The organism is Aureimonas sp. Leaf427 (genome assembly GCF_001425485.1).
Classification (GTDB): domain Bacteria; phylum Pseudomonadota; class Alphaproteobacteria; order Rhizobiales; family Rhizobiaceae; genus Plantimonas.
This window is the reverse complement of the sequence record NZ_LMQW01000012.1, coordinates 252,830-276,486: the sequence shown is the minus strand read 5'-3', so window position 1 is coordinate 276,486 and position 23,657 is coordinate 252,830. Positions and strand designations below refer to the sequence as shown.

The window sequence follows — 23,657 nt, the reverse complement described above, 5'->3', positions numbered from 1 at the left end:
AGTTTTGTCAGGTCTAGCGGACGGCACTTGAATACTACAAGGATGTTTGCATAGTAGCAGGCATGAACGATGATTCTGCCGTTGTCGCGCTCGCCGCCCTTGCCCATGCCGATCGACTCGCGGCGTTCCGGATGCTGGTCCGCGCTGGTCCGAACGGCATGCCGTCGGGTGAGATCGCCGATGCCCTTTGCATCCCGCCGACGCGGATGAGCTTCCACCTCGCGACCCTGGAGCGCTCGAAGCTCTTGCGGTCATGGCGCGACGGGCGCCGCATCCTCTATGCGGCGAGCTACGACGACATGCGCCAGCTACTCGCCTTCCTGACCGAGGACTGCTGTTCGGGGAATACCGAGATCTGCGGCGACCTCGCCAACCTCTTTCCCGCCTGCACGTCGGAGACCTGCTCATGAGCGCCGCCCGTCCCTTCAACGTCCTCTTCCTCTGCACGGGCAACTCCGCCCGCTCGATCCTCGCCGAGAGCATCCTGCGTAAGGATGGCGGCGGGATGTTCAACGCCTTTTCCGCAGGAAGCCAGCCGAAGGGGGAGGTCAACCCGATGGCGCTGGAGGTCCTTCAGGAACTCGGTTACCCGACCGACGACATGCGGTCGAAGTCGTGGGACGAGTACGCCGTGCCCGGCGCTCCCGTCATGGACTTCGTCTTCACTGTCTGCGACCAGGCCGCGGGCGAGTCGTGCCCGGTCTGGCCGGGCCAACCTGTCACCGGGCACTGGGGCATCGAGGACCCGAGCCACGAGACGCGCGGCGACATCTGGAAGCGCGCCGCCTTCACCCAGGCGTTCCGCTTCATGAAGAACCGGGTCTCCGCCTTTACCGCGCTGCCGCTCGTCTCCCTGGAGAGGTCGAGCCTGACGGCCAAGGTGCGCGAGATCGGCCAGCTCGAAGGCGCGTCCTTCCCGCGTCCCGACGTCGCCTGAGGTCTCCATGCCCGTCACGATCTACCACAACCCCGCCTGCGGGACGTCGCGCAACACGCTGGAGATGATCCACCAGTGCGGCGAGGAGCCAGTGGTCATCGAGTACCTGAAGACCCCGCCGAGCCGGGAGACCTTGGCCGAACTTCTCGACGCGATGGGCATGAAGCCCCGCGAACTCCTGCGGGAGAAGGGCACGCCCTATGCCGAACTCGGGCTGGGCGATCCAGCCCTCTCGAACGAGGAACTGCTCGACGCGATGATGGCGCACCCGATTCTCATCAATCGGCCGATCGTCGTGACGGAGAAGGGCGTGAGGCTCTGCCGCCCGTCCGAGGCTGTGCTCCCGCTCCTCGATCGTCCAGTCCACACCTTCACCAAGGAGGACGGCGAGACGGTCGCGGCGCCGGCCGCGTCCGAATGACCGATCCCGTCTCCACCGACCTGCCGAGCGTCGATCCGTCCGCGCTTCTCCCGATCGACGTCGAGGCGCTCGGCCTGCCTGACGGGCCGACGCATCCGCCGCGCATCCTCGTCCTCTACGGCTCGATCCGGGAACGGTCCTTCTCCCGGCTCCTGTCCGAGGAGGCCGGGCGCCTGCTTCGCTGGTTCGGCTGCGAGGTGCGCACCTTCGACCCGCGGGGACTGCCGCTACCCGACGGGGCCGAGCCGGACCATCCGAAGGTCAAGGAGCTGCGCGACCTCGCGGAATGGTCGGAGGGCATGGTCTGGGTCAGTCCGGAGCGCCACGGTGCGATGACCGGGATCATGAAGGCGCAGATCGACTGGATTCCGCTGGCGGTCGGAAGCGTTCGGCCGACGCAGGGCAAGACGCTCGCCGTCATGGAGGTGTCGGGAGGCTCGCAGTCGTTCAACGCCGTGAACCAGATGCGAATCCTCGGACGCTGGATGCGTATGGTGACGATCCCGAACCAGTCGTCGGTCCCGAAGGCCTTCCTCGAGTTCGACGAGGCCGGGCGCATGAAGCCGTCGGCGCTATACGGCCGGGTCGTCGACGTCTGCGAGGAACTGGCGAAGTTCACCCACCTCGTACGCGGCCGGTCGTCCTATCTGACGGACCGCTACTCCGAACGCGTCGAGAGCGCCGAGGAGCTTTCGAAGCGCGTGAACCTGCGCGCCATCTGACCCTCCCGCATCCGGACATCCCATGCTCGCCCTCGCGATCTTCGTCGCCACCCTCGTCCTCGTCATCTGGCAGCCGCGCGGACTTGGCATCGGCTGGTCGGCGCTCGGCGGCGCCGTCGTCGCACTCGCGACCGGCGTCGTCGGCTGGGCGGACATCGCCACGGTCTGGGACATCGTCTGGGACGCGACATTCACCTTCGTCGCGCTGATCGTCATCTCGCTCGTCCTCGACGAGGCCGGGTTCTTCGCCTGGGCCGCTCTTCACGTCGCACGGTGGGGCGGCGGCGACGGGCGACGGCTGTTCCCCCTCGTCGTCGTCCTTGGCGCGGCCATCGCTGCGGTCTTCGCGAACGACGGCGCCGCGTTGCTCCTGACACCGATCGTCCTCGCGATCCTCCTGCGCCTGAACTTCCCTACGGCCGGGGCGCTTGCCTTCGTCGTTGCCTGCGGCTTCGTCGCCGACGCGACGTCGCTTCCCCTCGTCGTGTCGAACCTCGTGAACATCGTGACGGCGAACTTCTTCGACGTTTCCTTCGGACGCTACGCCGCGGTCATGGTCCCGGTGAACCTCGTGTCGCTCGGGGCGACCCTGCTCGTCCTCTGGACCTACTTCCGACGGGACATTCCCGAGCGCTACGACACGTCGGCGCTGGAGGACCCAGGACACGCCATCAAGGACCGCCAGGTGTTCCGCGCCGCCTTCCCGCTGCTTGGCCTCCTGCTCGTCGCCTACTTCGTCACCGGACCGCTCGGCGTGCCGATCTCGTTCGTGACCGGCGCGGCTGCCGTCATCCTGATGGCGGTCGCCGGGCGATGGTTCGCGGGCGGTCATGGTGCCGTCGTGCCGCTCGCCAAGGTGCTGCGGGAAGCGCCCTGGCAGATCGTCCTGTTCTCAATCGGCATGTATCTCGTCGTCTACGGCCTCGGGAACGCTGGGCTGACCGACATCGCCGCCGGGGTCCTCGTCTGGCTCGGGCAGCAGGGAACGTTCGTCGCCACGATCGGCACGGGCTTCGTCGTCGCGGCGCTCGCCTCCGTCATGAACAACATGCCAGCCACCCTCGTCGGGGCGCTCGCCATCGATCGCGCGACCCTCGACCCGCTGACCCAGGAACTGATGGTCTACGCCAACGTCGTCGGCAACGACCTCGGGCCGAAGTTCACGCCGATCGGCTCGCTCGCGACGCTTCTCTGGCTCCACGTCCTCGCGGGCAAGGGGCAGACGATCACCTGGGGCCAGTACATGAAGGTCGGCCTCGTGCTGACACCGCCGGTCCTGCTCGCGGCGCTCGTGGCGCTATGGGTCTGGCTTCCGGTCGTGTCGTGAGACCACGGTGGCAGGTCATCCCGGCACTCGGCGTCTTCGAGATCCTCGCGTGGGGGTCCTCGTACTACCTGCCGGCCGTCCTCGCCCTTCCGATCGCCACGGACACCGGATGGCCCTTGCCGTGGATCATCGGGGGTCTGACGGTCGGCCTGCTCGTCTCCGCGGTAGCCTCGCCGCGGATCGGCGCGACGATCGGGCGGGCCGGCGGGCGGGCGGTCCTCGCGAGCGGGGCGGTACTACTCGCGTCCGGCCTCGCCGTCCTCGGGTCGGCCGCGAACCTGCCGACGTTCCTCGCGGGTTGGCTGGCGATGGGGCTGGGCATGGGCATGGGCCTCTACGATCCGGCCTTCGCGACGCTCGGCCGCCTCTACGGTTCCGACGCCCGTTCCGCCATCACCACCCTGACTCTCTGGGGCGGGTTCGCCAGCACGGTCTGCTGGCCCTTGTCGGCGCTCCTCGTCGACCATCTCGGATGGCGGGCGACATGCCTGGTGTATGCCGCCCTCCATCTCCTCGTGTCCCTGCCACTGGCATTGCGGTTCATCCCGCGGGTGCCGCCATCGACGGTCACGAGGAGCGGACCTGGCAGCGATGGACTTGGTGTCCCGACCGGGGATCGCACGTTCCTCGTGCTGGCCGCGCTGCTCGTCGTCTCGGGCGCGATCATGGGCCTCGTCTCGGTCCATCTCCTGACGCTCTTGCAAGCGCGCGGCGAGACGTTGGCGGCGGCCGTCACGCTCGGCGCGATGGTCGGGCCGGCGCAGGTCGGAGCGCGTCTTCTGGAGATGGCCGGCCGCGAGCGGCACCACCCGCTCTGGACGCTGCGCTGGGCTGTCGTCCTCATCGCCGTCGGACTGTGCCTCCTCGCATTCGAGACATCGGCCGTAGCGGTGGCCGTCGTGCTCTACGGCGCCGGGAACGGCATCCTCTCGATCGCCCGCGGTACCGTCCCCTTGGCGCTGTTCGGTCCGGAGGCGTACCCGACGATGATGGGACGGCTCGCACGGCCGGCGCAGATGGCGCAGGCAGTCGCGCCGACGGCCGGTGCTGCCATGATCTCCTACGCGGGTCCGTCGGCGACCCTCGGTCTCTTGGCAGTCCTCGCATGCGCCGGGGTCGTCCTCGCAGCCTCGCTGACGATCGCCCCATCGCGGACACCGTCACGCTGAAGGATGCCGACTGAGAGTCAGAGTACCGGAGCGCCGAGCATGGCGACCGCCCCTTAGCGGACGGCGCGGGAGTCTCGCGTGCGGCGAGCGGTTCCCGGGGTAGCCGCAGGAGCGAAAGCCGAAGGCGGGCGCGGGACCGACCACCCCCGACGCCGCACTCCATGGCCCCGGCAGGGGTATTCCGTCCTTGCGGGCCTCCTCCTACGCGTCGGCGTTCGACAGGAGCGGCGAAGACGGTTCGGGTGGTGTCCAAGCCCACCCAAGGGGTCGAAGCGCTTAAAACGGCCTTCCTGCGAGCCATCTCGTCGCATCGAGCGGACGGGGTGGCACTTTCCTACCCCGACGAATCCTTGCGACGTGGCACGCACGCCCGCCGCGTCAGACGGCCGCGAGAGATCGCTTGCCCGTCCCTCTCGCGGCGAACCGCCCGGCCAAGGTTCCGCCCGCCTCGACGGGTTCGCTCGACACGGCGGCGAGGAGGCGCCGGCCGCGTGCCCGCCATTCGGCCAGGCATCCGGACGGGGAGCGGTCGGCGGCGATGTGCAGGCATCGCCACGCACTGAGGTCGCCCGGCTCGATCGTCGCGAACGTCGCCTGAAGTTCGTCGTCGGCCGCGATGCTGAGGTCGCGACCCAGGACGGCGCACCACGGCTCGCCGGGCTGGCGGACGCGGCGCCAGTCCCGGCCGGATGTCGTCGCGGTCACTTCGTCGGCGGCGAGCCACGCTCCGAGGCTGTCGTCGTAGGCCACCCACTCGGTCGCGCGGCGTCCGGCGGCGCGCTCGCGGACGTACCGCCGAAGCGCGATCGCGTCCCGCCGGGATTCGAGGACGGCGGCGACCGCGATCATCGGTAGTACCTGCCGGGTGCGTCCCCCTCCTCGTAGTCGCGGATACAGTCGGCATCGTCAGGGTAGTCGTCGCAGTCCTCGTCGTCGCCGACGTACTCCACGCTGTCCTTCGCGAGGGCTTCGGCATAGGACGCAAGATCGGCCGCGGCCTCCGCGACGGACATGCCGCTCCGGTCGGTTGTATCCCATGCCGATGCTCCGGCAAGGTCGGGTTCGCCGTAGCCGCCCTCGTCGAGCGGTGCCCGCAGGCGATCGCGCGCCGCGTCGTCGCCTGCCTGCGCGGCGGCGTAGTCCGACACGAGCGCGGTGTCGCGGGCGAGGAGCGCGCGGCCCCGCTCGCGCCAGTCGGGCAGCCGGGCGGCGAGGTCGTCGGGATCGGCATCCGCGAGGCGGTGCCAGTCGCCCGCGCGGAGGTCGGCCGCGAAGCGGCGGAGGTCTGTGTCGTCGCGCAGCGCGAGACCGTAGCCGTCGCGGGGGTCGGCCGCGAAGGCTTGGAGATCGCGCACGAGGATGCGAGACCTGTAATCGGGGGCGAGGTCGTGGGCGGGCATCCTGGTCTCCTCAGTCGGCGATAGTCGAGCGTCGCCCGAATACGGGCGCGGCATCCTGCGCCGGCGGCGGGGTGGCGGTGCCTGGCTTCGCCGGGCCCTCCGTGAGCCAGGAGCGTCCGGCCAGGCGATCGGCTTTCTGGCGTTCCAGTTCGGCCGTCCCGAGCTTCCGGAACTCGCCGAGGGCCGTGACGATGTCCTCGCGGTCGGCGCGGACGAGGTCGCGGCGCTGATCGTCGTCGAGGTGTCCGACGACGAAAGCCCGGAGCGACGGCTCCAGTTTCTTGAGCGACGCGACGTCGCCGGCCGCGGCGCCGAGGAGGAGATCGGCCTCGGCGGTCTCGCTGCGGACTGCCCGCAGTTTCGTTTCCGTGTCGGCAACGGAACCCGACTCGGCCGCCCAGGCTGCCGCAACGGCGGGCGGCGGGGTGTAGTCGGCGAGGGTCACACCGTGGCGCTGGCATTCGAGCCAGAGCCGGGCCTGCGCATCGGCCGGCCACGGGCCGTCAAGCGTCAGGCTGCCGCCCCAGTCTTCGGCGGCTTTCGCGGCGAGGGCGCGCAAGGATTCGTCGCTGACGGGACCGAAGAGGTCCACGTGATCGCCGCTGTCGAGGAGGCGGGAACGGCCGCCGAGGCCGACGCGGACCCCGGCGGGACTTTCGGTGACATCCGAGAAGCCGCGGCGGCGCCAGCGGTCGGCAGTCGAGGTCGCCTCGTCTTCGGAAACCGCTGATTTCCGGCGGCTTTTTCCCGGCTTCGCGGCGGCGGCGGTGCGTTCGATCCTGTCGACGCCGTAGCCGGTGCTCGCGCTGATCGCTTCCGCAAGGTCGGCGGCGGAAGCGCTGCGCGGTCCCCACATGCTCACGGTGCCGCTGTCGTCGTCGGCCTCGACCCACGCGCCGTCGCGGAGCATGACGCGCGTGCGCCGCGGGTTCTTGGCGTCCACGAGGTACAGGGATTCAGCGGCACCGGGCGGCAAGATCGCGTCCGGGAACCTGTCGCGGAGCAAGGATGCCTTATAGTCCTGTTGATGTGGCCCCTTGGTCTGGCGGGCGGGGGCGCGGGCGAATCCGCGTGCTGAGAGTGCCATTTCCATCTCCAGTTTCGTGATTTCGTTTTCGAGGATTCGCGTCTGGCGAAGTCCAGTGACGAGGGCCGATCGGCGATCGTGAAATCGTCGCTTCCGGATCGCCGCGACGCGCTGCTCGCCGAGTTTCGGTTCGGGCTGGCGGGCATCGCCACGCTCCGCATAGGAGCGTGGATCGGCCCGGCGCCTGGAACCAGCGGAGCGGAGGTGCGCGTTCACGACATCGGCGATGCGGGCGCGCTCGGCCGTCATGGCATCGCCGCGTCCTCCGCCGCCCTTGCGTCCGCCCGAGTCGAAGAACGCGGCGAGGTCCGCGTTCCGCCTCGACGCGAAGCCGGTCTCGGTTGCCGGGTCCAGCGCCCGCGTCGTGAGGAGGAGATGGGCGTGGGGCTGGAGGTCGCCGTCGCTCGCGAGCGGGACGTGAACGGCAACGTCGACGATCGCGCCGGCCGCGACGTAGGGGGCCGCGACGTCCGCGAGGAAGGCGCGGTACTGGCTCGGCTGAAGGTCCCGGGGGATCGCGACCTGGGTCTCCCTCGCGGTCTGGGCATCCTTGCGCTTCTCGGCGAGTTCCGCGCGGCTCCAAAGGGCCTCGCGGTCGTGCGTCCAGGCCGGAGAGCCGGGCGGGACCATAACGAAGGAATCCAGGACGCCTCGCTTCCGCGAATAATCCCAAACGGACCCCGTCCGCGCGTCGGCAAGCCGGGTCGCCGCGCGGTAGGCAGCCGCGGCAACGGCGGAGCGTCCACGGCTCCGTTGGACGACCGTGAAGCGCGTGGCGAGGTGAGCCTCGTGGGCGGGGAGCGAGGTCATGCGCGATCGTCAGCGCTCGGCTCGAACTCGTCCTCGGCGCCATGGTCGAGCGCGGCGAGGACTGCCGATACACGGAGTCCATGCTTCGCGTCGGAGCGATGCTCCGCCCGCATCCACCTGATACGTTGCGCGAAAGCAAAGTCCGAGAGCGCCTCGATATCGTGGTCGGCCACGCCCTTCAGCCTCGCGGCTAGGTGGATCGCGGCAGCATGGTCCCAGGCAATGCGCGTTGCCGCGGCGATCTCGCGATGTACGTCCATGCGTCGTCCTCCTCGTCGCCGGCGGGAGGTCTCCAAGCGCCGCAGGCCGCAGCGTTCGCAGAACGCTATATCGCGCCTTCCAGGATTTCGGTTTCCCCTTCACCAAAGGTCTGGCGCCGATTTGCTCGGTGCAACCTCCACCCTCACTCTTGATGTCTGGCGCTTCGCTTGGGGCGCCTCCGGGCCGCATGAAACCTCAAAAAACGGGGCGGTGGCTCATTCGACGCGGAAGGGTTCGCCGTTCCGCGCGACAGGAATCCGCCGGCGGCGATGGTCGACCGGCGCGGCATGGGGGGACGGTTCAGATGGTTGACTTGTCGAAACTGTTGCAGCGGCGGGCACGACTGGAAGCGAGCCTCGCCGCGGCGACGACGACGTTGCGCGATGCCCAGCGGCGCGACGACACCCGCAGGAAGGTCGTCGCAGGCGCGTCGCTTCTGAATGCGATCCGGGATGGAGCGATCTCGGCCGACGTGCTGGCGACTCTCGTCGCGAAGATGCAGCCGCGGGATGCCGCGCTCTTCGCCGACGTGGCGCCGGTCACGCAGCGCGACTGGGAGTGATCGGCGATGGACCTCACTCCCTTCGACGTGCTCGCGCGCCTCCCGGCCGACGACTGGTCGAGCCGGGTCCTGGAAACCCTGCTGCCGACAGACGGGACGACGACGGCATTCTCGGCGGTCCTCCACGTCGCCGCGGCGGGCCTCGTGTTCATCGGGTCGCTGTGGCTCGGGTACATGCTCCTCAGCGAGATCGTGCGCGCCGCGCGCGAGGGCAAGACGCTCGCAGAGGGAACGTCCGGCGCGTGGGCGATCCTGCGGCCGGTCGTCGGGATGGGCGTGCTGATCCCCATCGCCGGCCTCGGGGGTCTCGCCGTAGTCCACGTGCTGCTCAAGGAAGTCAGCATCGCGGGGACGAACCTCGGGAACGCTGCCGCCGTCCGGGCGGTCGGCCTCGCGGCGATCGAGGGCAAGTCGCCGTTGCCCGTCTCGGGCGGTGGGCGGTCGCTCGTGTCGGCCGTCCTCGAGTCCGAGGTCTGTGCGCTCACCCATGCCGCCGCGGCGGAGCGGTCGATGGCAGATGGCTCGGCAGCACGGCAGACGACGCCTGCGGGCATCCCAATCCGCTCCGACGAGGAGACCTCGTGGTGGACGGGCGAGGTCACGGCGCCGGCACGGACGACGGGATGGAGCTGGGACTACGGCCCGGCATGCGGCGCGTTCACGCTGACGAATCCGGCAGGCTTCGAATCCTTCGGGGAGACGAGGCGCGCCGCGGTCGAAGGACTCGTCGGGACCGTGCGCGGGTTCGGTGTCGCCGATGCCCTCGCACGGCACTTCGGGGCGGTCGTGAACCTTCCCTCGGGTTTCGATCCCGCGACGGTCGGGCAGGAACTCGTCGCGCATTGGAAGGCGCAGGGCGTCGTCCTCGCCGACGTCGTCCAACGCATCCACTCGGTCGGCGACGGGTTCGACCGGGCGATGATGTCGGCGGCCGAAGAGGAGGTGCGGACGGACGACACGACGCTGCGCCAGCAGCTCCTCGATCGTGTCACCGCATGCGGGTGGCCGTGCATCGGGGAGCAGTACCGCATCCTCGGCAGGATCAACGCGGCTGCGCAGGACGCGGCATCGGAGCGGATCGTCCGGACCCGGCCCGACGAATCCGCGTGGGGCACGCTCGCGGCGCCGGTGCGGTCGGCGCTGGCGCTCCTCCGGAGCCAGCTTCTCGTGGAGACGACGCTTGTCTCGCTCACGTCGTCGGACCTCGCGACTGAGGCCGAGAAGGATGCCGAGAGCACGTTCGTAAAAATCGGCCGGGCGGCGACGGAGCCGATGCACCAGTACCTCTCGGGGTACGACGGCTACCGTCCGGACCCGGTGACGGACCTGATGTCGGTCGGCAATCGGCTGCTCGTCGGTGCCCAGATTTCGTTCGGGGTCGGCGCTGCGGCGACGGGGGCGGCGAACTTCTTTTCGAGCGCGGCGGGCGAGACGCTGTCCTATCTCATGCAGGCGGGCTTCCCCTTGATCGTCGCGGCATGGGCGGCGGGCGCGTTGCTCGTCTACGTGCTGCCGTTGGTGCCGTGGATTTTCGTGACGTATGCCTTTGCCGCCTGGTGCGTCGAGGTCATGGTCGCGGCCATCGCGGTCCTGATCTGGGCGTTCGGGCACCTGCGGCTCGACGGCGGGTCGTTCGTCGATCGGGCGCAGACGTTCGGCTACGGTAGCCTTCTCGTCTCGATCCTGATGAGGCCGATCGCGACCGTCGCGGCCTACGTCGCGGCATCGAGCCTGACGGCGGTCCTCCTGAACTTCGTGTCGTACTCGTTCGCCTTCGCGTCGACCGGCGCCGTCGTCGGCTTCGGCATGGGGATCACGGGCATCGTGGTCTACGCCCTCCTGAACGTGTTCGTCGCCTTCTCCGTGTTCCTGTTCGTGTTCAAGGCGACGCTCTCGATCCCGGAACGGCTGGGCCAGTGGCTCGGGGTGCAGGGGTCGGGCTGGGGCGAAGGCGAGGCCGGGAACACCGTCGTCATGGGTGCAGCCGGCGGCGGGCGCCGTGCCGAGGCGCTGGCAGGGGGGATGAAGCCTTCTGCGGGCAAGGCGAAGGGCGGCGAGGACGACGGTGGCGGCGATGTCGGCGCGAAGGCCGGGAACGGCCTGCGGGCGCGTCCAGGTGGTTCCCGGGAAGCCTGAAACGACGAAGGGGCGCTCCTTAAGGTGCGCCCCTTTCGCTTTGTGTCGTTCGTGGCGGGTGGATCAGCCGCCCATCGCCTCGTTGACGAGGAAGAAGGCCAACGGGACGAGGAGCCACCAGATGACCGGAGCGGAGTAGAGGAGGACGGCGACGGCGGCGCGGGTCCAGCGGTTCTCGATCTGGTGCAGCATGTCCGATCTCCTGTTCGTTTTCGTGGCCGCCCTGTGGCCGTTCCGACCTCTCGACGCGGCATCTTGGCCGGCGGTAGCTGCCTCGCCTGCGCAGCAGGCGACGCCACGCGCTTGGGCATGAGCGCCCCTGGACAGGTATGCCGTAGAGGTGTGGAGGAACGGCGTCCAGGAAGGTCAAGATTCGATCGGATCGGGCGTGCGGGCGGTTCGGATCGCTTGGCGGACCTCATGGGTCCCGAACATTGCGATGATGCCGCCGGTCAGCCAGTAGCCAGACGCGAGCGTGTCGTCGCTCAAGGCAGCCCCGGCATTGAAGAGCACGATGCCGTAGACAATGGCGGCAGCCCCGCCGAGATACCCGGCGAGGCTGAGGAGGCGGCGCAACGCCGTTCGGCGGCGGAGGGCGAGGAGGACGGTCGTCGGCAACATGAGGGGTCTCCCGTGGGTCAGAAGACCAGCGTGCGTGCGGGCGGCGGCGGCGTCCAGGTCAGGAAGTGGCGGCGATGTCGGCGAGGACGGCAACCGCGGCAACGGCAGCGCAGGCCTGCGCGTCGTCCATCGTCGCCGCGACGCCGTGGAGCAAAACTTCGTCCGATACGCTGACGATGGCCCACTCATATCCGTCCGCGCTGCGCGACGGCTCGATCTCGGCCGCGACAACGAATCCGCCGACCTCGATCTCGGCCCAGGCGGCACCGACAACGGCGTGGCGGTCGGTCTTCCCAGGGAGATTCACATCCCAGATGACGGGCAAGCGTTTGCCCGCTTCGATCGCGCGGAGCGTGGCGGGGAGCCTCATGCGCGCCGCTCCTACAAGTACCGCGACGGGCCGTCGAACTCGGCCGCGCGGAAGGTCGGGTTCTCGGCGCGCACGATGGCGCGCTGGCGGTCGTTCAGGCGGTCCCAGGCTGCTTCGTGGGCCTCGTATCCGGTGCCCTCGAGTCCGTCGTACCGCGCCAACGCGAGGCACAACGTCAGCCACTCGCTTGTCGACGCCGCGCCGTAGTCGTCGAGCGTCCGCTCGCCGGACTTGATGGCCGCGATCGCGGCGGATTCGCTTCTCATGGTCGCTGTCTCCAGAAGGATAAGCCCTTCGCCCAGCCGGCACGCAACGCGACGGCTGGAAGAAGGGCGGGCAGGGTGCCCGCCGCCTCGTCAGTCGTCGTCTTCGGCTTTCATGTTCTCCCTGTGGATCGCTCGGTTCTCCGCCTCGTAGGCGGCCGACGCGGCATCGATCTGCCGCGCGAGGTAGGGATGCTTGGCGCGGACGCGGTCGACGCCGTCCCGCGTGCCGTCCCATGCCCCTCTGCTGAATGCCATCATCGCGGCTTCCCACCAGGCACGGCGGGTGCCGTCGAGGCCCCAATCGGTCTCCCGGATGGGCAACGCGGCACCGTCGGTGAGAAGGAGGTAAAGGCGAGCCATAGCCCGCCCGCTCGTGCAGCCCGCCGTTCCGCCCGTGGCGAAGGCGAGGATGCTGTCCGCGACCGTACCGGACTTGTGGCCTACGGTCGCGACGGCCGAAGCTTCGCCGGGCACGCCCTCGCTGTCGCGGGGGCGCGTCGTCATGTCATCGATGTCCATGGGGTGTCTCTCCGGAACTCCGCGTCCCGCTGCGGCGCCGGTGATCCCCGGCGACTTGGTGAAGGGCGGCGGGCCGTGGCCCGCCGAGGTCGCTGTCAGGCAGCCCTGGCTTCGCGCCGCTCCCACATCTCTGCGGCGAGGTCGTGTGGCTCCCATATGTATCGACGGTAGAAGTCCTTGCGCGCCGCGATGTCGTCGGGCATCTGCACGACCGAGACCGTGACAGAGCGATCGGGCGCGAAGAAGAACGCGCGGACCTCGGCGCGGACCTCATCGTCGCTGTCGATCACGAAGAGCTGGACCGTCCACCCCCTCGGCACGCCTGCGACACCTTCGATCTCGGTCCCGGTGACCTCGTGGGGAAATTCGGCGGTCCAGTAGCGCGGGTCCTTGGAGCGCATGTTCACACGCATCCAGTCGGACAGGGTGTGCCACCTGTCGGCATAGGGCGGCCGATCGCCCTCGCGCGAGGGCGTCAAATCTTTCTCGATGTCCATGTTGTCTCTCCGGGACTCCGCGTCCCGCTGCGGCGCCGGTCAGTCCGGCGGTTTGGTGGAAGGCGGCGGACCGTAGCCCGCCGGGGGTGCCTACTTGTCGTCGCCGAAATGCAGGTAGGCCAGTTTCAAGGCTTTCGACGGAAGCGAATCACGATCGAAAAACTTGCCGCTCTTGATGCACTCCGCGACACGCGCCGCGACATCCATTTCCCTCCGCGTCATGTCTGCGATGAGCGCGTCGATCTTCGCCTTCCGCACGTCGCTCTTTCCGGCTCTCATCCGCTGCATGTCAGGCCTCCTCGACTTCGAAGAAGGCCACGACGGTCTCCGCGTCGGCGTTCTCCTCGGCGAAGGTGCGGGCCTCCTCGACGGTGACGGGGATCAGCCCTTCGCCGCCGGTCAGCCCATCGCTGACGCGCTTTCCCCAGCGCGAGCGGGCGCCGCCCTCTCCGGCGAGAAAGAACGCACCTTTGGACGTGCGGTACAGGGCGGTCTCCTCGGTGTTCCAGTCGCCCGGACGCCCCTTCGAGAGACGGCAGATTTCCTCGGCCTTGGCGGTGTCGTAGCGCAGTCCGCCGACGACCTTGGTGATGTGCATGGTCGCTCCTCCTTAGAGAACAGGTGCGGCGTCGATGATCGACGCGGCAGAGGGGATGGGGAGGCTGGTGCCCTTCGCAAGCTCACGGGCGGCGCGCAGCGCCTTGGCGGCGGTGTCGTGCTGCTCGGCGGTCATTCGCTCCTCGCCGTCCGTGTCGAGGACGAGGAAGTAGCGGCGATCGTAGTGGCGGTTCCCGCCGCTCGTGACGTAGTCGCCGCCGAGCTCGATGACCTGCCCCGGCTGCACGTCGGACACGTCCACCGTCGCCTCGCGGGCGGCGAGGAACGTGCGTTGCATGCGGGCGGCGTTCGGGCCGCTGAGGACGGCACCCCAGTTCCGGCCGCGCTTGTGGCTCACGAACGCGGGGTTTTCGAGCGCCCCGCCGTCCAAGGCGATCACCTCGCCCCGGGTCGTCTGCGCCGCGTCGCCCGCGGCCTGCATGTCGTCCACGTCGGACATCGCATTCTCCTATCAGGTTGCATCTGTCGATCAACGGACTTGCCTGCGACCAGGCGGCTCCGTCACCTCCTAACGTGCCCCAAGTCCGACCCGCCGTGCAATTGATTTATTTTATAAGATTCAGCAGATACAGACACTTGTACCAATTTGATTACTTGAAATATCGTGCTCGAAACGAGGATACGGAGGGCATCTGGAAGGACGCATACAAGGATTCGATTGGAGGAAAAATCCTCGAAAGGACCGGATTCCGGTAAGAAATTCTCAGTAAGGATTCAGATTGCAATCAGGGGTAATCATTGACAAGAACTCGAATTTTCGAGGGATCGCGCTTTGATTGCACCTGCGCGTTGACAAGGATTCGCGGCGCGACGGCAAGGATTCGCGGCCGTGTCAGTCCTTTCCGGCCATGCCGACCGGACGGTGCCGATGGCCTAGAACGGCGCGCCGTACTTGATCCAAGAGTCTGCGGACCAAGTTCCATCCCGCTCCTCGCGGGCGAGGCGGTCGCACAGTTTGAGCGCGGTGCTGCCGTCGATCCAGCCGTCGGCATCGGATACGTCGACGATCGCTTGGAACGCCTCGATCCGGGCGCGCGCATCGTCATCGAAGCATTCGATGAAAGCCACGCCGCGCGACTCGAACGAGAGCAGGGTCTGCACCGTGTCAAAGGCGGAGCGGCCCCAGCATCCATCCTCCTCCAGCATCGTAATGCGGCAGCCGATCTCGCTGAGTGCATGGCTGACGGTCGGCTCCGTCCGGATGCCCCATTTCCCGACGGCCGCCAGGGCGAAGAAGGACGGAAGGTCATTGCACCAGTGGTTGATGCTGCCGCTGATCCGATGAGCGAAGTGGTAGATGCCCATGCCCGCGCGTCCGTCATGCACGAGGCGCTGGATGGCGAGGAAGTCCTCGAACACGTCTGGACGGTCGCCACCCCTGAGGGAGACGCGGAGGGTAGCTATCAGGCCCCTGACCTCGGCGGACTCCCAGAACAAGCCCTTGTCCCGTGGGACGGGGAGAGGCGCGACGCGGCCGGGCTTCTCGGCCGCGGCTGCCAGGCGAGCGGCGGCATCCTCGGGCTTCCATTTTCGGCCGCGGCGGAGGGCCAAGAGGTCGCCCTTGGCAACGACATGGAACGACAGCAGCGCAAGCGGCGCGAACGCCTTCAGGAGCCTCTCTCGCCGCTTGCGACGGGCGGCATCCGTCTCCGCCGGGTCCGACCACAGCCGAGCCGCGATGTCGCTCGCGCGAAGGACGCAGAAGCCATCGACGGGGAGGAGCGCCTCCGCGATCTCGTGAAGGATGCGTCCGTGCCCGTCCAACGCGGCCACGCGGGCGTCGCGCTTCGGAGCGCCCCGGCCCGTCGCCAGCGCGCGCGATGCCTTGCGCTCGCTCACGTCGAGGTGCTGCGCGACGGCCTTGGCAGTCACCGGTCGTCCAATTTCCTCAAGGTAGTCGGGGACGACGGCGCTGATGATCCTCTTCTCCACGGCGCGTCCCTCGGCTGTCGTGCGGGGCGCCGGCCGAGAACGCTTCTGGCCGTACCGCTCGACCATGTAGCGCGCGACATCGTTCGCCGTCCGCCCGAGCTGCGCGTCGGAGAGGTCGCCGCCGTCTGGTCGCCCTTCGCGCCAGCGAGTGAGGGCCGATGCGCCCCACGCGGCGATCTCACCCGCTTGGCGCTCGGCCTTCGGCATCCTGCCCCAGCGCTCGTATGCCTGCGCGCGAAGCCACTCGAAGGCCTCCGGCGCTATGCTCATGCCTTGACGGGTGCGGCTCGATCGCGCATCGTCACCTCCACAGAACCGCATCAAAGACCCGGCCGGGACGGCAATCCCATATGGCCGGGTCATTTGCGTTTCAGGGTCAGGCCCGGACGGGCCTTCGTCAAGCGCCCGACTGCGTCGGCCGAGGACGGGCCGACCGTCGCTCCGCTCCTAACGGCCCTACCCAAAGACCCTCCCTAACTAATAAAGGCATTTCGGCGAAGACGGCTGTCACGCCGGGTAAGAGCCTGTAGCTTATCGCGATTTTCGGAAATCGGCTCGTCACATGGCTAGACGTCGAAGGCGCAAAACGCTTCGAAAGTCGAAACATTCGGTTCGAAACTCCCGAACGCTCGACCATCTCCATTGTTCGAGAATCCCGAACCGTCGAACCATCCGGCTTCGTGTCGTCGCTCGATAGTTCGGGATGTTCGAACTACCCGCTCGGTCGTCGATCCGGCTTCGGTCACGAACGTTTCGAAACTCGAAGCATCTAGTTCGGGATTCCCGAACTGTCGAAGCTCCGCGTTTCGGCGTCGATCCGTGAGAATGCGAGTGGCTTCGGCAACCGAAGGTTTCCTCGATCGTGGCAAGGTGACGGCTCCACGATCGACGGAGTCCTCATGCGTCTAGCCGCCAGCATCCTGACCATTGCCGCCATGCTCACCCTGTCGCCCGCCGCGATGGCCGGTCCCGATCTGTCGCGGTCGGTCTCGGCGGGGGCGGAGCGGGGCGCAGCCGCCTTCCGCGGCATCTACGGCGAGGGCGGGATCAGCGGCGCCGCCGAGGCGGTCGAGGCGTGCTACGGCTCCCTGAAAAAGGAGGCATCCGTCGAGAAGTTGGCGGAATGCGCCGCGCTCGACATCACCGCCGCCAACGTCGATGCGCAGGCCTTGGCGAGCCTGGGCGTGCCCAGATACGCCTTCTTCTCCGGGCCGAAGCTCGAACGGCGCGTTGCCGCCGGGATGAAGGCTGCGGGCCTGACCAAGGCCGAGCGCGCTGCATTCGATCGCGCGATTATGGCGGCGCTGGGTGGTGGGGCAGAGGAGACGACGAGGCCTGCTTCGACCAAGGCCGAGGTGGTTCCCTTGAACTCACTTGCCGGACTTCCCTTCGACCACAACGGCTCCGAGATGGTCGTCGACGCCGCGAAGGGCGTGATCGTCTACGCCAGGCCCAAGGCCTCGATCGCCGGGACCGTGAAGCCGGGGACGGTGCTCTACCGCGGTCGGCCGTGGAGCCTGGACCCGAGGTCGGTGCCGATCCGCGGGACCGCCTTCGTCTACAAGAAGGGCTGCGCGCCTGCGCCATACGAAGTCCGGGGGGAGTACCGCGGCCAAGCGTTCAGCCTGTCCGGAGCCGCCCCCGTTCGGTCGAAGACATCGTGCGACATCACCGGCGTCAGCACGTCGTCGGGGAACGCCAGGCTCGCGTTCGAGAGCACGTACATGGACGAATGAATCTCGATGCCAGAAGGTCGATAACGAGCTAGTGCCAAGAGCAAGGCTAGCGACGGTGGTCCGGCAACGCTGAGTCCCTATGGATTGGGCGGTGGTTGAAAGACCGCTTGCCAAGTCGGTGTTTCGAGTTCTGGGGTCGGCGTGTAAATCCGGTCGTTCGACGCTTGGGAGGCACCGCCAACGTGGTGATGGATCTTCGGTTTCAGGCCATCCATCAGCATCTTGCCGTGCGTATGTTCGAACGGAACCGCAGCTAACCCGTTGGCCGGCAGGAAACCGCCGAGCGGGGGAGCGACATCAGGCATACCCGATGCACCCCATTCTTGCTTCCCACGCTTCCGCGGGCTGTCGTAAAGGGACGAATGGACCTGGTCACGCGCGACACGCGCAGCCTGCACTAAATCATCTCGCTTAATTGCCGTCACGTCGGAGATAGCAGCGTCCACCAGTTCCGGACCAAGCTCTCCGAACACGTGCTTGAGGTGCGCAGATTGGGCGAAGGAGTGCTCCACATCATTCAACGGCGTAAACACTTCGGTGACACGGGTAATACCATTGCGCTGCCGCTCCGCATCGGCGGTCGACAACTCGAACAGCATTTCCGCCTCGGTTCTAAAGTCGCGGTCGCGATGCAATATGATGCGTGCGTCTGGGCGCACATCGGTGATCATATTGGCAAGCAGACGGGCCGCAGGTAGGTTCCCGCAGCCGTTATAGGAGATGACGGCAAGGTTGTCAGGCGCACCGTTCGCTTTGGCAAGTGCCGTGACTGGTTTGGTGAGCTTGTCCTCCGTCATAAGGATCACCGGTCGCGCGGGATCGAATGCGTCCGCGCCGGCAGACAGCGCGCCGAGTGTCATGAGGAGCGGGATTGTCGGCCGCTGGGCCTCGTCGACCGGAACTTTGGCACCTTGCGCCATCCAAACGACCGCCGCCTCGGAGTCATACATCAGTCGCTGAATAAGCTGCGGAGAGTGGCTGGCGAAAAGAATTCGAGTATTCGTCTCGGCAGCGACACCACGCAAGGCTTCGTAAAGGCGGGACTGGCTATCGGCATGCAGGTGGGCATCGGGTTCATCGAGTAGGATGAGCGGCGGCGCGTAGAAGCAAGCGTAGGCGATGATCTGAATGACCTGAAGCATTCCGGTCGATGCCATGTCGAGCGTGACCCATGAGTCTGGCGCCTCCACGTCTATCTTGACGTAGCGGTCATGCATTGGATCATGGGCTACGATAATGCGTACGCCGGAGTAGCAGCGGTCTAGGAGCGTTGAGAAGGTTTTCCAACCGCTGACTGGAAGAGTGCCGATGTCGCGGCTGGCTCGCCAAGCCGTTCGAGCCATCTCGTCGAGGTCCCGTTTGAAAAGGTGATCGAGCACCGTGCGCAGGTAGAGGTTGGCATCACCGTGCATGACGGCAGCGTCCATGGCGCCCTTCGTGCGCCATTCCTCACGCATCGGGATACCAGAGAGGCCCGGGGTTAAGATAGAAAACGGGCGGTCACCATCGGCGAGCACTGCGGCGAGTTCGTCGTCGCCCGAGCGGATAATGGCAATATTCGCGTTCTTGCCCCTCCGGACTTCAACCGTCGTCTCTTTGGCTACGTCCGTGTCGAGATCGAAGCCAACATAAGTGATGGAGTAGCCGAGGTTTTGTGTCGCCGCCTCGCCACGCCTGAGGTCGAGGAGCTGCTCGGTCGGCCGAAACAACACTGCATCGTTCGATACGGTGCCGGCGAAAATAGGGGAGCCGTTGCCGCGTCGACCGCGAAATGCGGCTTGGAGGATGGAGACTCCAAGTTGGGCCGCTTGTAGCGCGCTGCTCTTGCCGCTGGTGTTGCCGCCGACAAGGGCCGTGATTGGCTTCAGGTCAACGTCGAGCTTCTCGATTCTCTTGAAGTCCTCGATGACGATACGATCAAGGCGAACTCGCATCGTTTCTCTTTCCCGTTAGCCATTAGGTGAGGTTGTATCTGATAGATGAAATCACGCAGTCGCATTGCGATGTCGCGAGGCCTTTCAAGCTGTTCTAGCACTCCTTTGACAGTTTGCATCACTGATTCCCACAAGCAGAACGCGCAGCTTGTGTTCTCAACTTCCTTGTCTGATTGGAGCTAACCCGTCGATCGCGATCGTACCGAAGTCGTCCGTGACAGCTTCAGCCGGGTCCTGATCGGGCATCCGCCACAATCCGGCTTACCGTCGGCTGGCTCACGCTGTAAAGGCGGGCCATGTCGGCTGCGGTTCTGCGTCCGGACAGGACGCTCTCGGCAATCTCTTGGCGCTGCCGTGTGGTGAGCTTCGACCGACGACCGCCGACGCGGCCTTCGAGCCGGGCCTGTCGGAGACCGGCACTGGTGCGCTCTCGGATCATCGATCGCTCGAACTCGGCGAAGGCTGCGACCATGTGCATAAGCATCCGCCCTGGGGCCGTTGTCGTGTCGATGGCCTCGGTCAGTGATCGGAATCCCGCCCCCGCCTTCTCGACGCGCTCCATGATCGTCAGGGCGTCGCGAAGGGACCTCGACAGGCGATCGAGTTTCCAAGTCACCAACGTATCGCCGGGCCGAAGGTGGTCGAGCAGCCGATGAAGCTCCGGGCGATCCCAGCGCCCGCCGGACGCGACCTCCTCGAAGATCCTCTCGCATCCGGCGTCGCGCAGCGCGCGTGACTGGGCGGTAGTGGATTGATCGTCACTGGTCGAGACGCGGGCGTAGCCGAGGAGCATGGGAGGAGCCTTTCGCAAACGGCCGTTTCGGGAAGGCTCGGACGGGCGCCGGTGGCGCAACGGTTTCGGCCTTTCACAATCCTCTTGCGCTGGCTTGGCAAGCCGCAAGCGGTTTCCGGAACGGTTCCGCGATGTCCCGACCAGTTGGTCACCCGAGCTTACGGGTGCTGTCGGCCCCGTCGAGCGGCTACGGTCTTCAGCTTTTGCGAAACGGGCTTCCAACGATTGGCGGGGAGCGGCGTGAAGTCGGCGACCGCATGGGCGGCGTTTGCAGGCTCCGTCAGCGTCGCCTCGATTGGGTCGGGGCGGCATTCGACCAGGACCTCGGCGAACTCTTCCACGCTCAGGCCCCAGGTTCCCGCGGTCGCCAACTGCTTCACTTCGGCATGGAGAGCGTAGCTGTCATGTGCGGTACACAGGGTTGAGCGGTCGACTGACAGGCTGCCGCCGTCCTTCGGTGTAGGCCGGAAGCCCTGACTGGTCGGAAGACCGTCCTGGACCCATTCGGGATGGATCTGACGGAAGAGAACCTCGTCGCCGTTCATGTCCTCGCTCAAGAGAAGACCCCCGTCGTCGGGTATGCGCCGACGCGGTCGTCAAGCTCCTTGAGGAACTCCTCGTCGATCCCCTCGTAGGTGTTCGGGTCGAAATCTGCGGTTCCATCGAGACGTGACCCGTAGAACTCGACCTCGCCGTTTGCCGACATTTCGACCGATAACTCCCAGCCTCCGGCTTCGAACTCGATCTGCACGCCACCCTCAAGGGTCGGGTAGATCCGGAACGATGTGGCCAGCGTCGAGCGTCGCGCGAGAAGGTGTTGAGCATTCTTGACAGCTCGATCAGTGACCGCGACGCCCTCTCCATCCTTCCAGCCATCTACCAAGGTCTTGAGGTGCGACAGGCGGGTTTCCGCCTTCTCAATTGCCCGGTCGACTTCCTCGTCGATCATCGCGACGTCGTGGGCTTCGGCAACCGAGCGTACCGCATCCTCACGATCGAAAATCACGGATAGGTCGAACCGCACTCGCTGGCGCGTGTTGCCATCGAAGGACTGGTGGACCTCGTCGCCATCCAAGGGAACATGCAGGGTTCCGTAGTGGTCAGTCTGAATCTCGACCCAGCCCACTTCAGTGCTCAAAGCGGTCAGAATGCCGATTCCCTCGACACGGAGGGTGTAGGTGTCTTTAACCTTCTTCAGGAACTGCCGTCGTAGCTCCGGAGTGATCGAGACGACGTTGCCGTTACGGCCGGCGCTCCCGAGAAATTCGATCCGCTCGTCTTCTCGAAGGGACGAGCCGAAACGGTCCAGCGCCCGAACGGCGGCTACGCTGAGCGCCCCGGCGGGATAGTCGCCCCGGGCAGCGCGATCCATCAGGTCAACAGCTTGTTCATAAGCGGCGTCGACGACCGTATCGATGTAGTCGGACATCGTCGGCAGCGGCACCTGGGCGGACTCACGGCTCCATGCGAGGCAAGGAACGGCGCTTCCGTCCTCCAGCGCAACGAGATCAAACCCCAGCGCTTGGTCGAACCCCTTCGGCAGCCGAACTCGGCCATGGTTCTCGGCGCGCCAGATATCCTTTGCGAACGCGACGACGAGGTTTCGGAACGCTGGCAGATCGGAAATGACATCGAGCGGAAGCCTCGCTCCCTCGAACCGTTGTCCGACATAGCGTAGCCTGAACTCGCGCCCTTCCTTTGTTTCCATTTCGCCTCCGAGTCGAACCTCAAGTAGCATGAGCGCGCGTCCCGTCCAACGAGATCGGCAGGTCATGCCTACCCGTCGTTCGTTGCTACCCTGGCAGTTCGCTGGCGTGCGCAAATGGGATTGGTTGGCTCGCTTTCCCGGATGTCGTTCGCTGCGCGCAGCGGCGTCTCAAAACTGGACGCTGCGGCAGGGCCATCCCCGTTTTCCAGCCTTGTCGGGCCGGAGCCGAAGGCGGAGCAGGCGGAGGCGCGCCGCGCCCTCCACAGCGCCGAAGGTGCGCCGGAGCCTGTAGTAAACTGGGGCGGGCCGGGTCGGTAGCCACCAACGATTCACCCTTTCCATTGACCGGAATCGAACCGCTTCCCGAGTAGGCCAGCGTCAGGAATGAATCCATGACGGGGGTGCCATGCGCGCGGTCGATCTTTTCTGCGGTGCCGGCGGGATGTCGCTTGGTTTGAAGCGTGCCGGGTTCGACATCGTTCGTGCCTACGACGCGAACGACGAAGCCCTTCGCGTGCACAGGGCGAACTTGGGGACGTCGGTCGAGCGCGTCTTTCGGGTTGATCGACACCGCAAGGCTGATCTGGCGAACCTTCTGGAGATGGCGCCGACGATCGCGCAGCTCCAGCCCGACATCATCGTCGGCGGGCCTCCTTGTCAAGATTTCTCCTCGGCGGGGAAGCGAACCGAAGGCCGAAACGCCAGCCTGACGCTCGGCTTCGCGATCGCGATCGCGATCGTGACGGCTAGGCCGACGTGGTTCGTCATGGAAAACGTCCCGCGCGCCCGGAAGACCCAAACCTATTCGCGTGCCCGCGCTCTCTTCGTGAAGGCCGGCTATGGCCTCACGGAGGTAGTCCTCGACGGCAGTCGCTATGGCACACCTCAGATGCGCAAACGATTCTTCTCGATCGGTCGCCTTGGCGAGGCTGACGGGTTCCTCGAGTCCGCCCTAGCCGATGCCGCTGCTCCTCGACGGATGTCAGTCCGGGATGCGCTGGGCGACGATGTGGGTATCCACCCCGGCGGGAACCACCCGCTTGAAGCCCGCGCCTTCTTCATGCGTCCGTACACCGGACATTCGGGGGTTCGATCGATCGACCTCCCATGCCCGACGCTGCTGCGCAGCGCCCACGAAGGGCCGCAGAACTGGTACAAGGACCACGAACGGGACATGGGGCCATCGGCAGACATTCCCCCGCTGCCGATGGATGTCCTCTCGCGCATCCAAGGTTTCCCAGCGGATTGGAACTGGCTCGACATCCCGGCGAGCCGGAAACGGATGTTGATGATCGCGAACGCGGTTCCGCCGTCGCTCGCCGAAGCGGTCGGGCGCGCAATTCTTGCCCGGGCGCGCGGGGAGACGATCCCGACGACCGAGAAGGCGTTCGACAAATGGCTCCAGAAGGGCCGCAAGGGTCTCAAGGACCAAGCGCTCCGGAACCGCCGCTTGAACCTCAAGAAGGCGCGCCGTCTGTTGTGCGGCCGAGTCCTTGCCGACATCGACGCCGAAATCGCGCTGCTGGAGAAGGCGGAGGGATTCGCCGAGCTTTCCGTTCGGTCGAGGTCCGAACTACGTGGGGCGTTGCGGTCTCATGCGAAATGGCGAACAGAAGTCGCCGCAGTGAAAGCGCTGAAGGCCGAGCGTAAGCAGTACGACGGAATGACCAAGGCCGAGTTCAACGCGGGCGCCCGCGAGGACGAGGCCCGCGAGGCGGACCACGTTCCCTTCAACCCGCGAGTGGCCGCGTCCCTCCAGGCTACGCGCCAGAACATGCGGGAGGTGTCCAGTACGGTTGGGGTATCCTGATCCCCCACCCGAACTAGCGTT

Annotated in this window: 28 protein-coding genes; 10 read left to right on the top strand and 18 right to left on the bottom strand. The window is 66.7% G+C overall.

Features of this window, described 5'->3' with window-relative positions:
* Window positions 1-62: 62 nt before the first annotated feature.
* The 6 genes from ASG62_RS09475 to ASG62_RS09450 are packed head-to-tail and all read left to right on the top strand — an operon-like array spanning window position 63 to window position 4,576.
* Entirely contained in the window at window positions 63-410 is a 348-nt protein-coding gene (locus ASG62_RS09475) for an ArsR/SmtB family transcription factor (protein WP_056688297.1), read from the top strand.
* Window positions 407-937, top strand: coding sequence for an arsenate reductase ArsC (locus tag ASG62_RS09470; protein WP_056688294.1), 531 nt, complete (start codon window positions 407-409; stop codon window positions 935-937). The genes ASG62_RS09475 and ASG62_RS09470 overlap by 4 nt, the downstream gene beginning before the upstream one ends.
* A gap of 7 nt (window positions 938-944) precedes the next feature.
* Complete coding sequence (gene arsC, locus ASG62_RS09465; RefSeq protein ID WP_056688292.1) at window positions 945-1,358, top strand: arsenate reductase (glutaredoxin); 414 nt, start codon at window positions 945-947, stop codon at window positions 1,356-1,358.
* Window positions 1,355-2,080, top strand: a complete 726-nt coding sequence (gene arsH / locus ASG62_RS09460; protein WP_056688289.1) for an arsenical resistance protein ArsH — start codon at window positions 1,355-1,357, stop codon at window positions 2,078-2,080. Before arsC ends, arsH begins: the two co-directional genes overlap by 4 nt.
* A 22-nt stretch (window positions 2,081-2,102) precedes the next feature.
* Window positions 2,103-3,407, top strand: a complete 1,305-nt coding sequence (locus ASG62_RS09455) for an arsenic transporter (RefSeq protein ID WP_056688286.1) — start codon at window positions 2,103-2,105, stop codon at window positions 3,405-3,407.
* A complete protein-coding gene (locus ASG62_RS09450) occupies window positions 3,380-4,576 on the top strand; it encodes an MFS transporter (protein ID WP_082536881.1) in 1,197 nt (398 codons plus the stop codon). The genes ASG62_RS09455 and ASG62_RS09450 overlap by 28 nt, the downstream gene beginning before the upstream one ends.
* A gap of 378 nt (window positions 4,577-4,954) precedes the next feature.
* On the opposite strand, the gene ASG62_RS09445 is transcribed toward ASG62_RS09450, so the two are convergent.
* Genes ASG62_RS09445 through ASG62_RS09430 form a run of 4 tightly spaced genes read right to left on the bottom strand, consistent with a single transcriptional unit; the run spans window position 4,955 to window position 8,133 of the window.
* The gene (locus tag ASG62_RS09445) at window positions 4,955-5,425 is read right to left on the bottom strand and encodes a hypothetical protein (protein WP_056688282.1); all 471 of its coding nucleotides are present in this window, start codon (window positions 5,423-5,425) and stop codon (window positions 4,955-4,957) included.
* On the bottom strand, window positions 5,422-5,976 hold the full coding sequence (locus ASG62_RS09440) for a hypothetical protein (RefSeq protein ID WP_056688279.1): 555 nt from the start codon (window positions 5,974-5,976) through the stop codon (window positions 5,422-5,424). Before ASG62_RS09440 ends, ASG62_RS09445 begins: the two co-directional genes overlap by 4 nt.
* A 10-nt stretch (window positions 5,977-5,986) precedes the next feature.
* A complete protein-coding gene (locus tag ASG62_RS09435) occupies window positions 5,987-7,873 on the bottom strand; it encodes a MobA/MobL family protein (protein WP_056688274.1) in 1,887 nt (628 codons plus the stop codon).
* Window positions 7,870-8,133, bottom strand: a complete 264-nt coding sequence (locus ASG62_RS09430; RefSeq protein ID WP_056688270.1) for a hypothetical protein — start codon at window positions 8,131-8,133, stop codon at window positions 7,870-7,872. The genes ASG62_RS09435 and ASG62_RS09430 overlap by 4 nt, the downstream gene beginning before the upstream one ends.
* A 305-nt stretch (window positions 8,134-8,438) precedes the next feature.
* On the opposite strand from ASG62_RS09430, the gene ASG62_RS09425 reads away from it, so the two are divergent.
* A complete protein-coding gene (locus ASG62_RS09425; RefSeq protein WP_056688266.1) occupies window positions 8,439-8,696 on the top strand; it encodes a hypothetical protein in 258 nt (85 codons plus the stop codon).
* A 6-nt stretch (window positions 8,697-8,702) separates the two neighbouring features.
* Entirely contained in the window at window positions 8,703-10,832 is a 2,130-nt protein-coding gene (locus tag ASG62_RS09420) for a DotA/TraY family protein (RefSeq protein ID WP_056688263.1), read from the top strand.
* Window positions 10,833-10,895: 63 nt separating this feature from the next.
* Here the strand turns inward: ASG62_RS09420 and ASG62_RS27825 are convergent, their stop codons facing one another.
* From ASG62_RS27825 to ASG62_RS09375, 10 genes are all read right to left on the bottom strand, one after another.
* Complete coding sequence (locus tag ASG62_RS27825) at window positions 10,896-11,024, bottom strand: hypothetical protein (RefSeq protein WP_274532611.1); 129 nt, start codon at window positions 11,022-11,024, stop codon at window positions 10,896-10,898.
* 174 nt (window positions 11,025-11,198) lie between these two features.
* Entirely contained in the window at window positions 11,199-11,453 is a 255-nt protein-coding gene (locus ASG62_RS09415; protein ID WP_056688261.1) for a hypothetical protein, read from the bottom strand.
* A 58-nt stretch (window positions 11,454-11,511) separates the two neighbouring features.
* On the bottom strand, window positions 11,512-11,823 hold the full coding sequence (locus ASG62_RS09410; protein ID WP_056688258.1) for a hypothetical protein: 312 nt from the start codon (window positions 11,821-11,823) through the stop codon (window positions 11,512-11,514).
* A gap of 11 nt (window positions 11,824-11,834) precedes the next feature.
* On the bottom strand, window positions 11,835-12,089 hold the full coding sequence (locus ASG62_RS09405) for a hypothetical protein (RefSeq protein WP_056688255.1): 255 nt from the start codon (window positions 12,087-12,089) through the stop codon (window positions 11,835-11,837).
* A 90-nt stretch (window positions 12,090-12,179) separates the two neighbouring features.
* Window positions 12,180-12,608, bottom strand: a complete 429-nt coding sequence (locus ASG62_RS09400) for a hypothetical protein (RefSeq protein WP_056688252.1) — start codon at window positions 12,606-12,608, stop codon at window positions 12,180-12,182.
* Window positions 12,609-12,703: 95 nt separating this feature from the next.
* Complete coding sequence (locus ASG62_RS09395; protein WP_056688249.1) at window positions 12,704-13,105, bottom strand: hypothetical protein; 402 nt, start codon at window positions 13,103-13,105, stop codon at window positions 12,704-12,706.
* Window positions 13,106-13,195: 90 nt separating this feature from the next.
* Window positions 13,196-13,363, bottom strand: a complete 168-nt coding sequence (locus ASG62_RS09390; protein WP_156382040.1) for a hypothetical protein — start codon at window positions 13,361-13,363, stop codon at window positions 13,196-13,198.
* Between the two features lie 31 nt (window positions 13,364-13,394).
* Window positions 13,395-13,703: a hypothetical protein gene (locus tag ASG62_RS09385; RefSeq protein ID WP_056688243.1), complete on the bottom strand. Its 309-nt coding sequence runs from the start codon at window positions 13,701-13,703 to the stop codon at window positions 13,395-13,397.
* 12 nt (window positions 13,704-13,715) lie between these two features.
* Complete coding sequence (locus ASG62_RS09380; protein ID WP_056688240.1) at window positions 13,716-14,162, bottom strand: hypothetical protein; 447 nt, start codon at window positions 14,160-14,162, stop codon at window positions 13,716-13,718.
* Between the two features lie 434 nt (window positions 14,163-14,596).
* Window positions 14,597-15,925 (bottom strand): hypothetical protein, encoded by a 1,329-nt coding sequence (locus ASG62_RS09375; protein WP_056688236.1) that lies wholly within the window; start codon window positions 15,923-15,925, stop codon window positions 14,597-14,599.
* Between the two features lie 629 nt (window positions 15,926-16,554).
* On the opposite strand from ASG62_RS09375, the gene ASG62_RS09370 reads away from it, so the two are divergent.
* On the top strand, window positions 16,555-17,391 hold the full coding sequence (locus ASG62_RS09370; RefSeq protein ID WP_056688232.1) for a hypothetical protein: 837 nt from the start codon (window positions 16,555-16,557) through the stop codon (window positions 17,389-17,391).
* A gap of 77 nt (window positions 17,392-17,468) precedes the next feature.
* Here the strand turns inward: ASG62_RS09370 and ASG62_RS09365 are convergent, their stop codons facing one another.
* The 4 genes from ASG62_RS09365 to ASG62_RS09350 all read right to left on the bottom strand — a co-directional run bounded on the left by ASG62_RS09365 (window position 17,469) and on the right by ASG62_RS09350 (window position 21,856).
* Window positions 17,469-19,325 (bottom strand): AAA family ATPase, encoded by a 1,857-nt coding sequence (locus ASG62_RS09365; RefSeq protein ID WP_056688230.1) that lies wholly within the window; start codon window positions 19,323-19,325, stop codon window positions 17,469-17,471.
* 223 nt (window positions 19,326-19,548) lie between these two features.
* Window positions 19,549-20,118 carry a recombinase family protein gene (locus tag ASG62_RS09360; RefSeq protein WP_056688227.1) on the bottom strand — a complete coding sequence of 190 codons (570 nt, stop codon included), beginning with the start codon at window positions 20,116-20,118 and terminating at the stop codon, window positions 19,549-19,551.
* 158 nt (window positions 20,119-20,276) lie between these two features.
* Entirely contained in the window at window positions 20,277-20,675 is a 399-nt protein-coding gene (locus ASG62_RS09355; protein ID WP_056688224.1) for a hypothetical protein, read from the bottom strand.
* Window positions 20,672-21,856, bottom strand: coding sequence for a hypothetical protein (locus ASG62_RS09350; protein ID WP_156382038.1), 1,185 nt, complete (start codon window positions 21,854-21,856; stop codon window positions 20,672-20,674). The genes ASG62_RS09355 and ASG62_RS09350 overlap by 4 nt, the downstream gene beginning before the upstream one ends.
* Window positions 21,857-22,232: 376 nt before the next feature.
* On the opposite strand from ASG62_RS09350, the gene ASG62_RS09345 reads away from it, so the two are divergent.
* Window positions 22,233-23,636: a DNA cytosine methyltransferase gene (locus ASG62_RS09345; RefSeq protein ID WP_082536880.1), complete on the top strand. Its 1,404-nt coding sequence runs from the start codon at window positions 22,233-22,235 to the stop codon at window positions 23,634-23,636.
* Window positions 23,637-23,657: the final 21 nt, after the last annotated feature.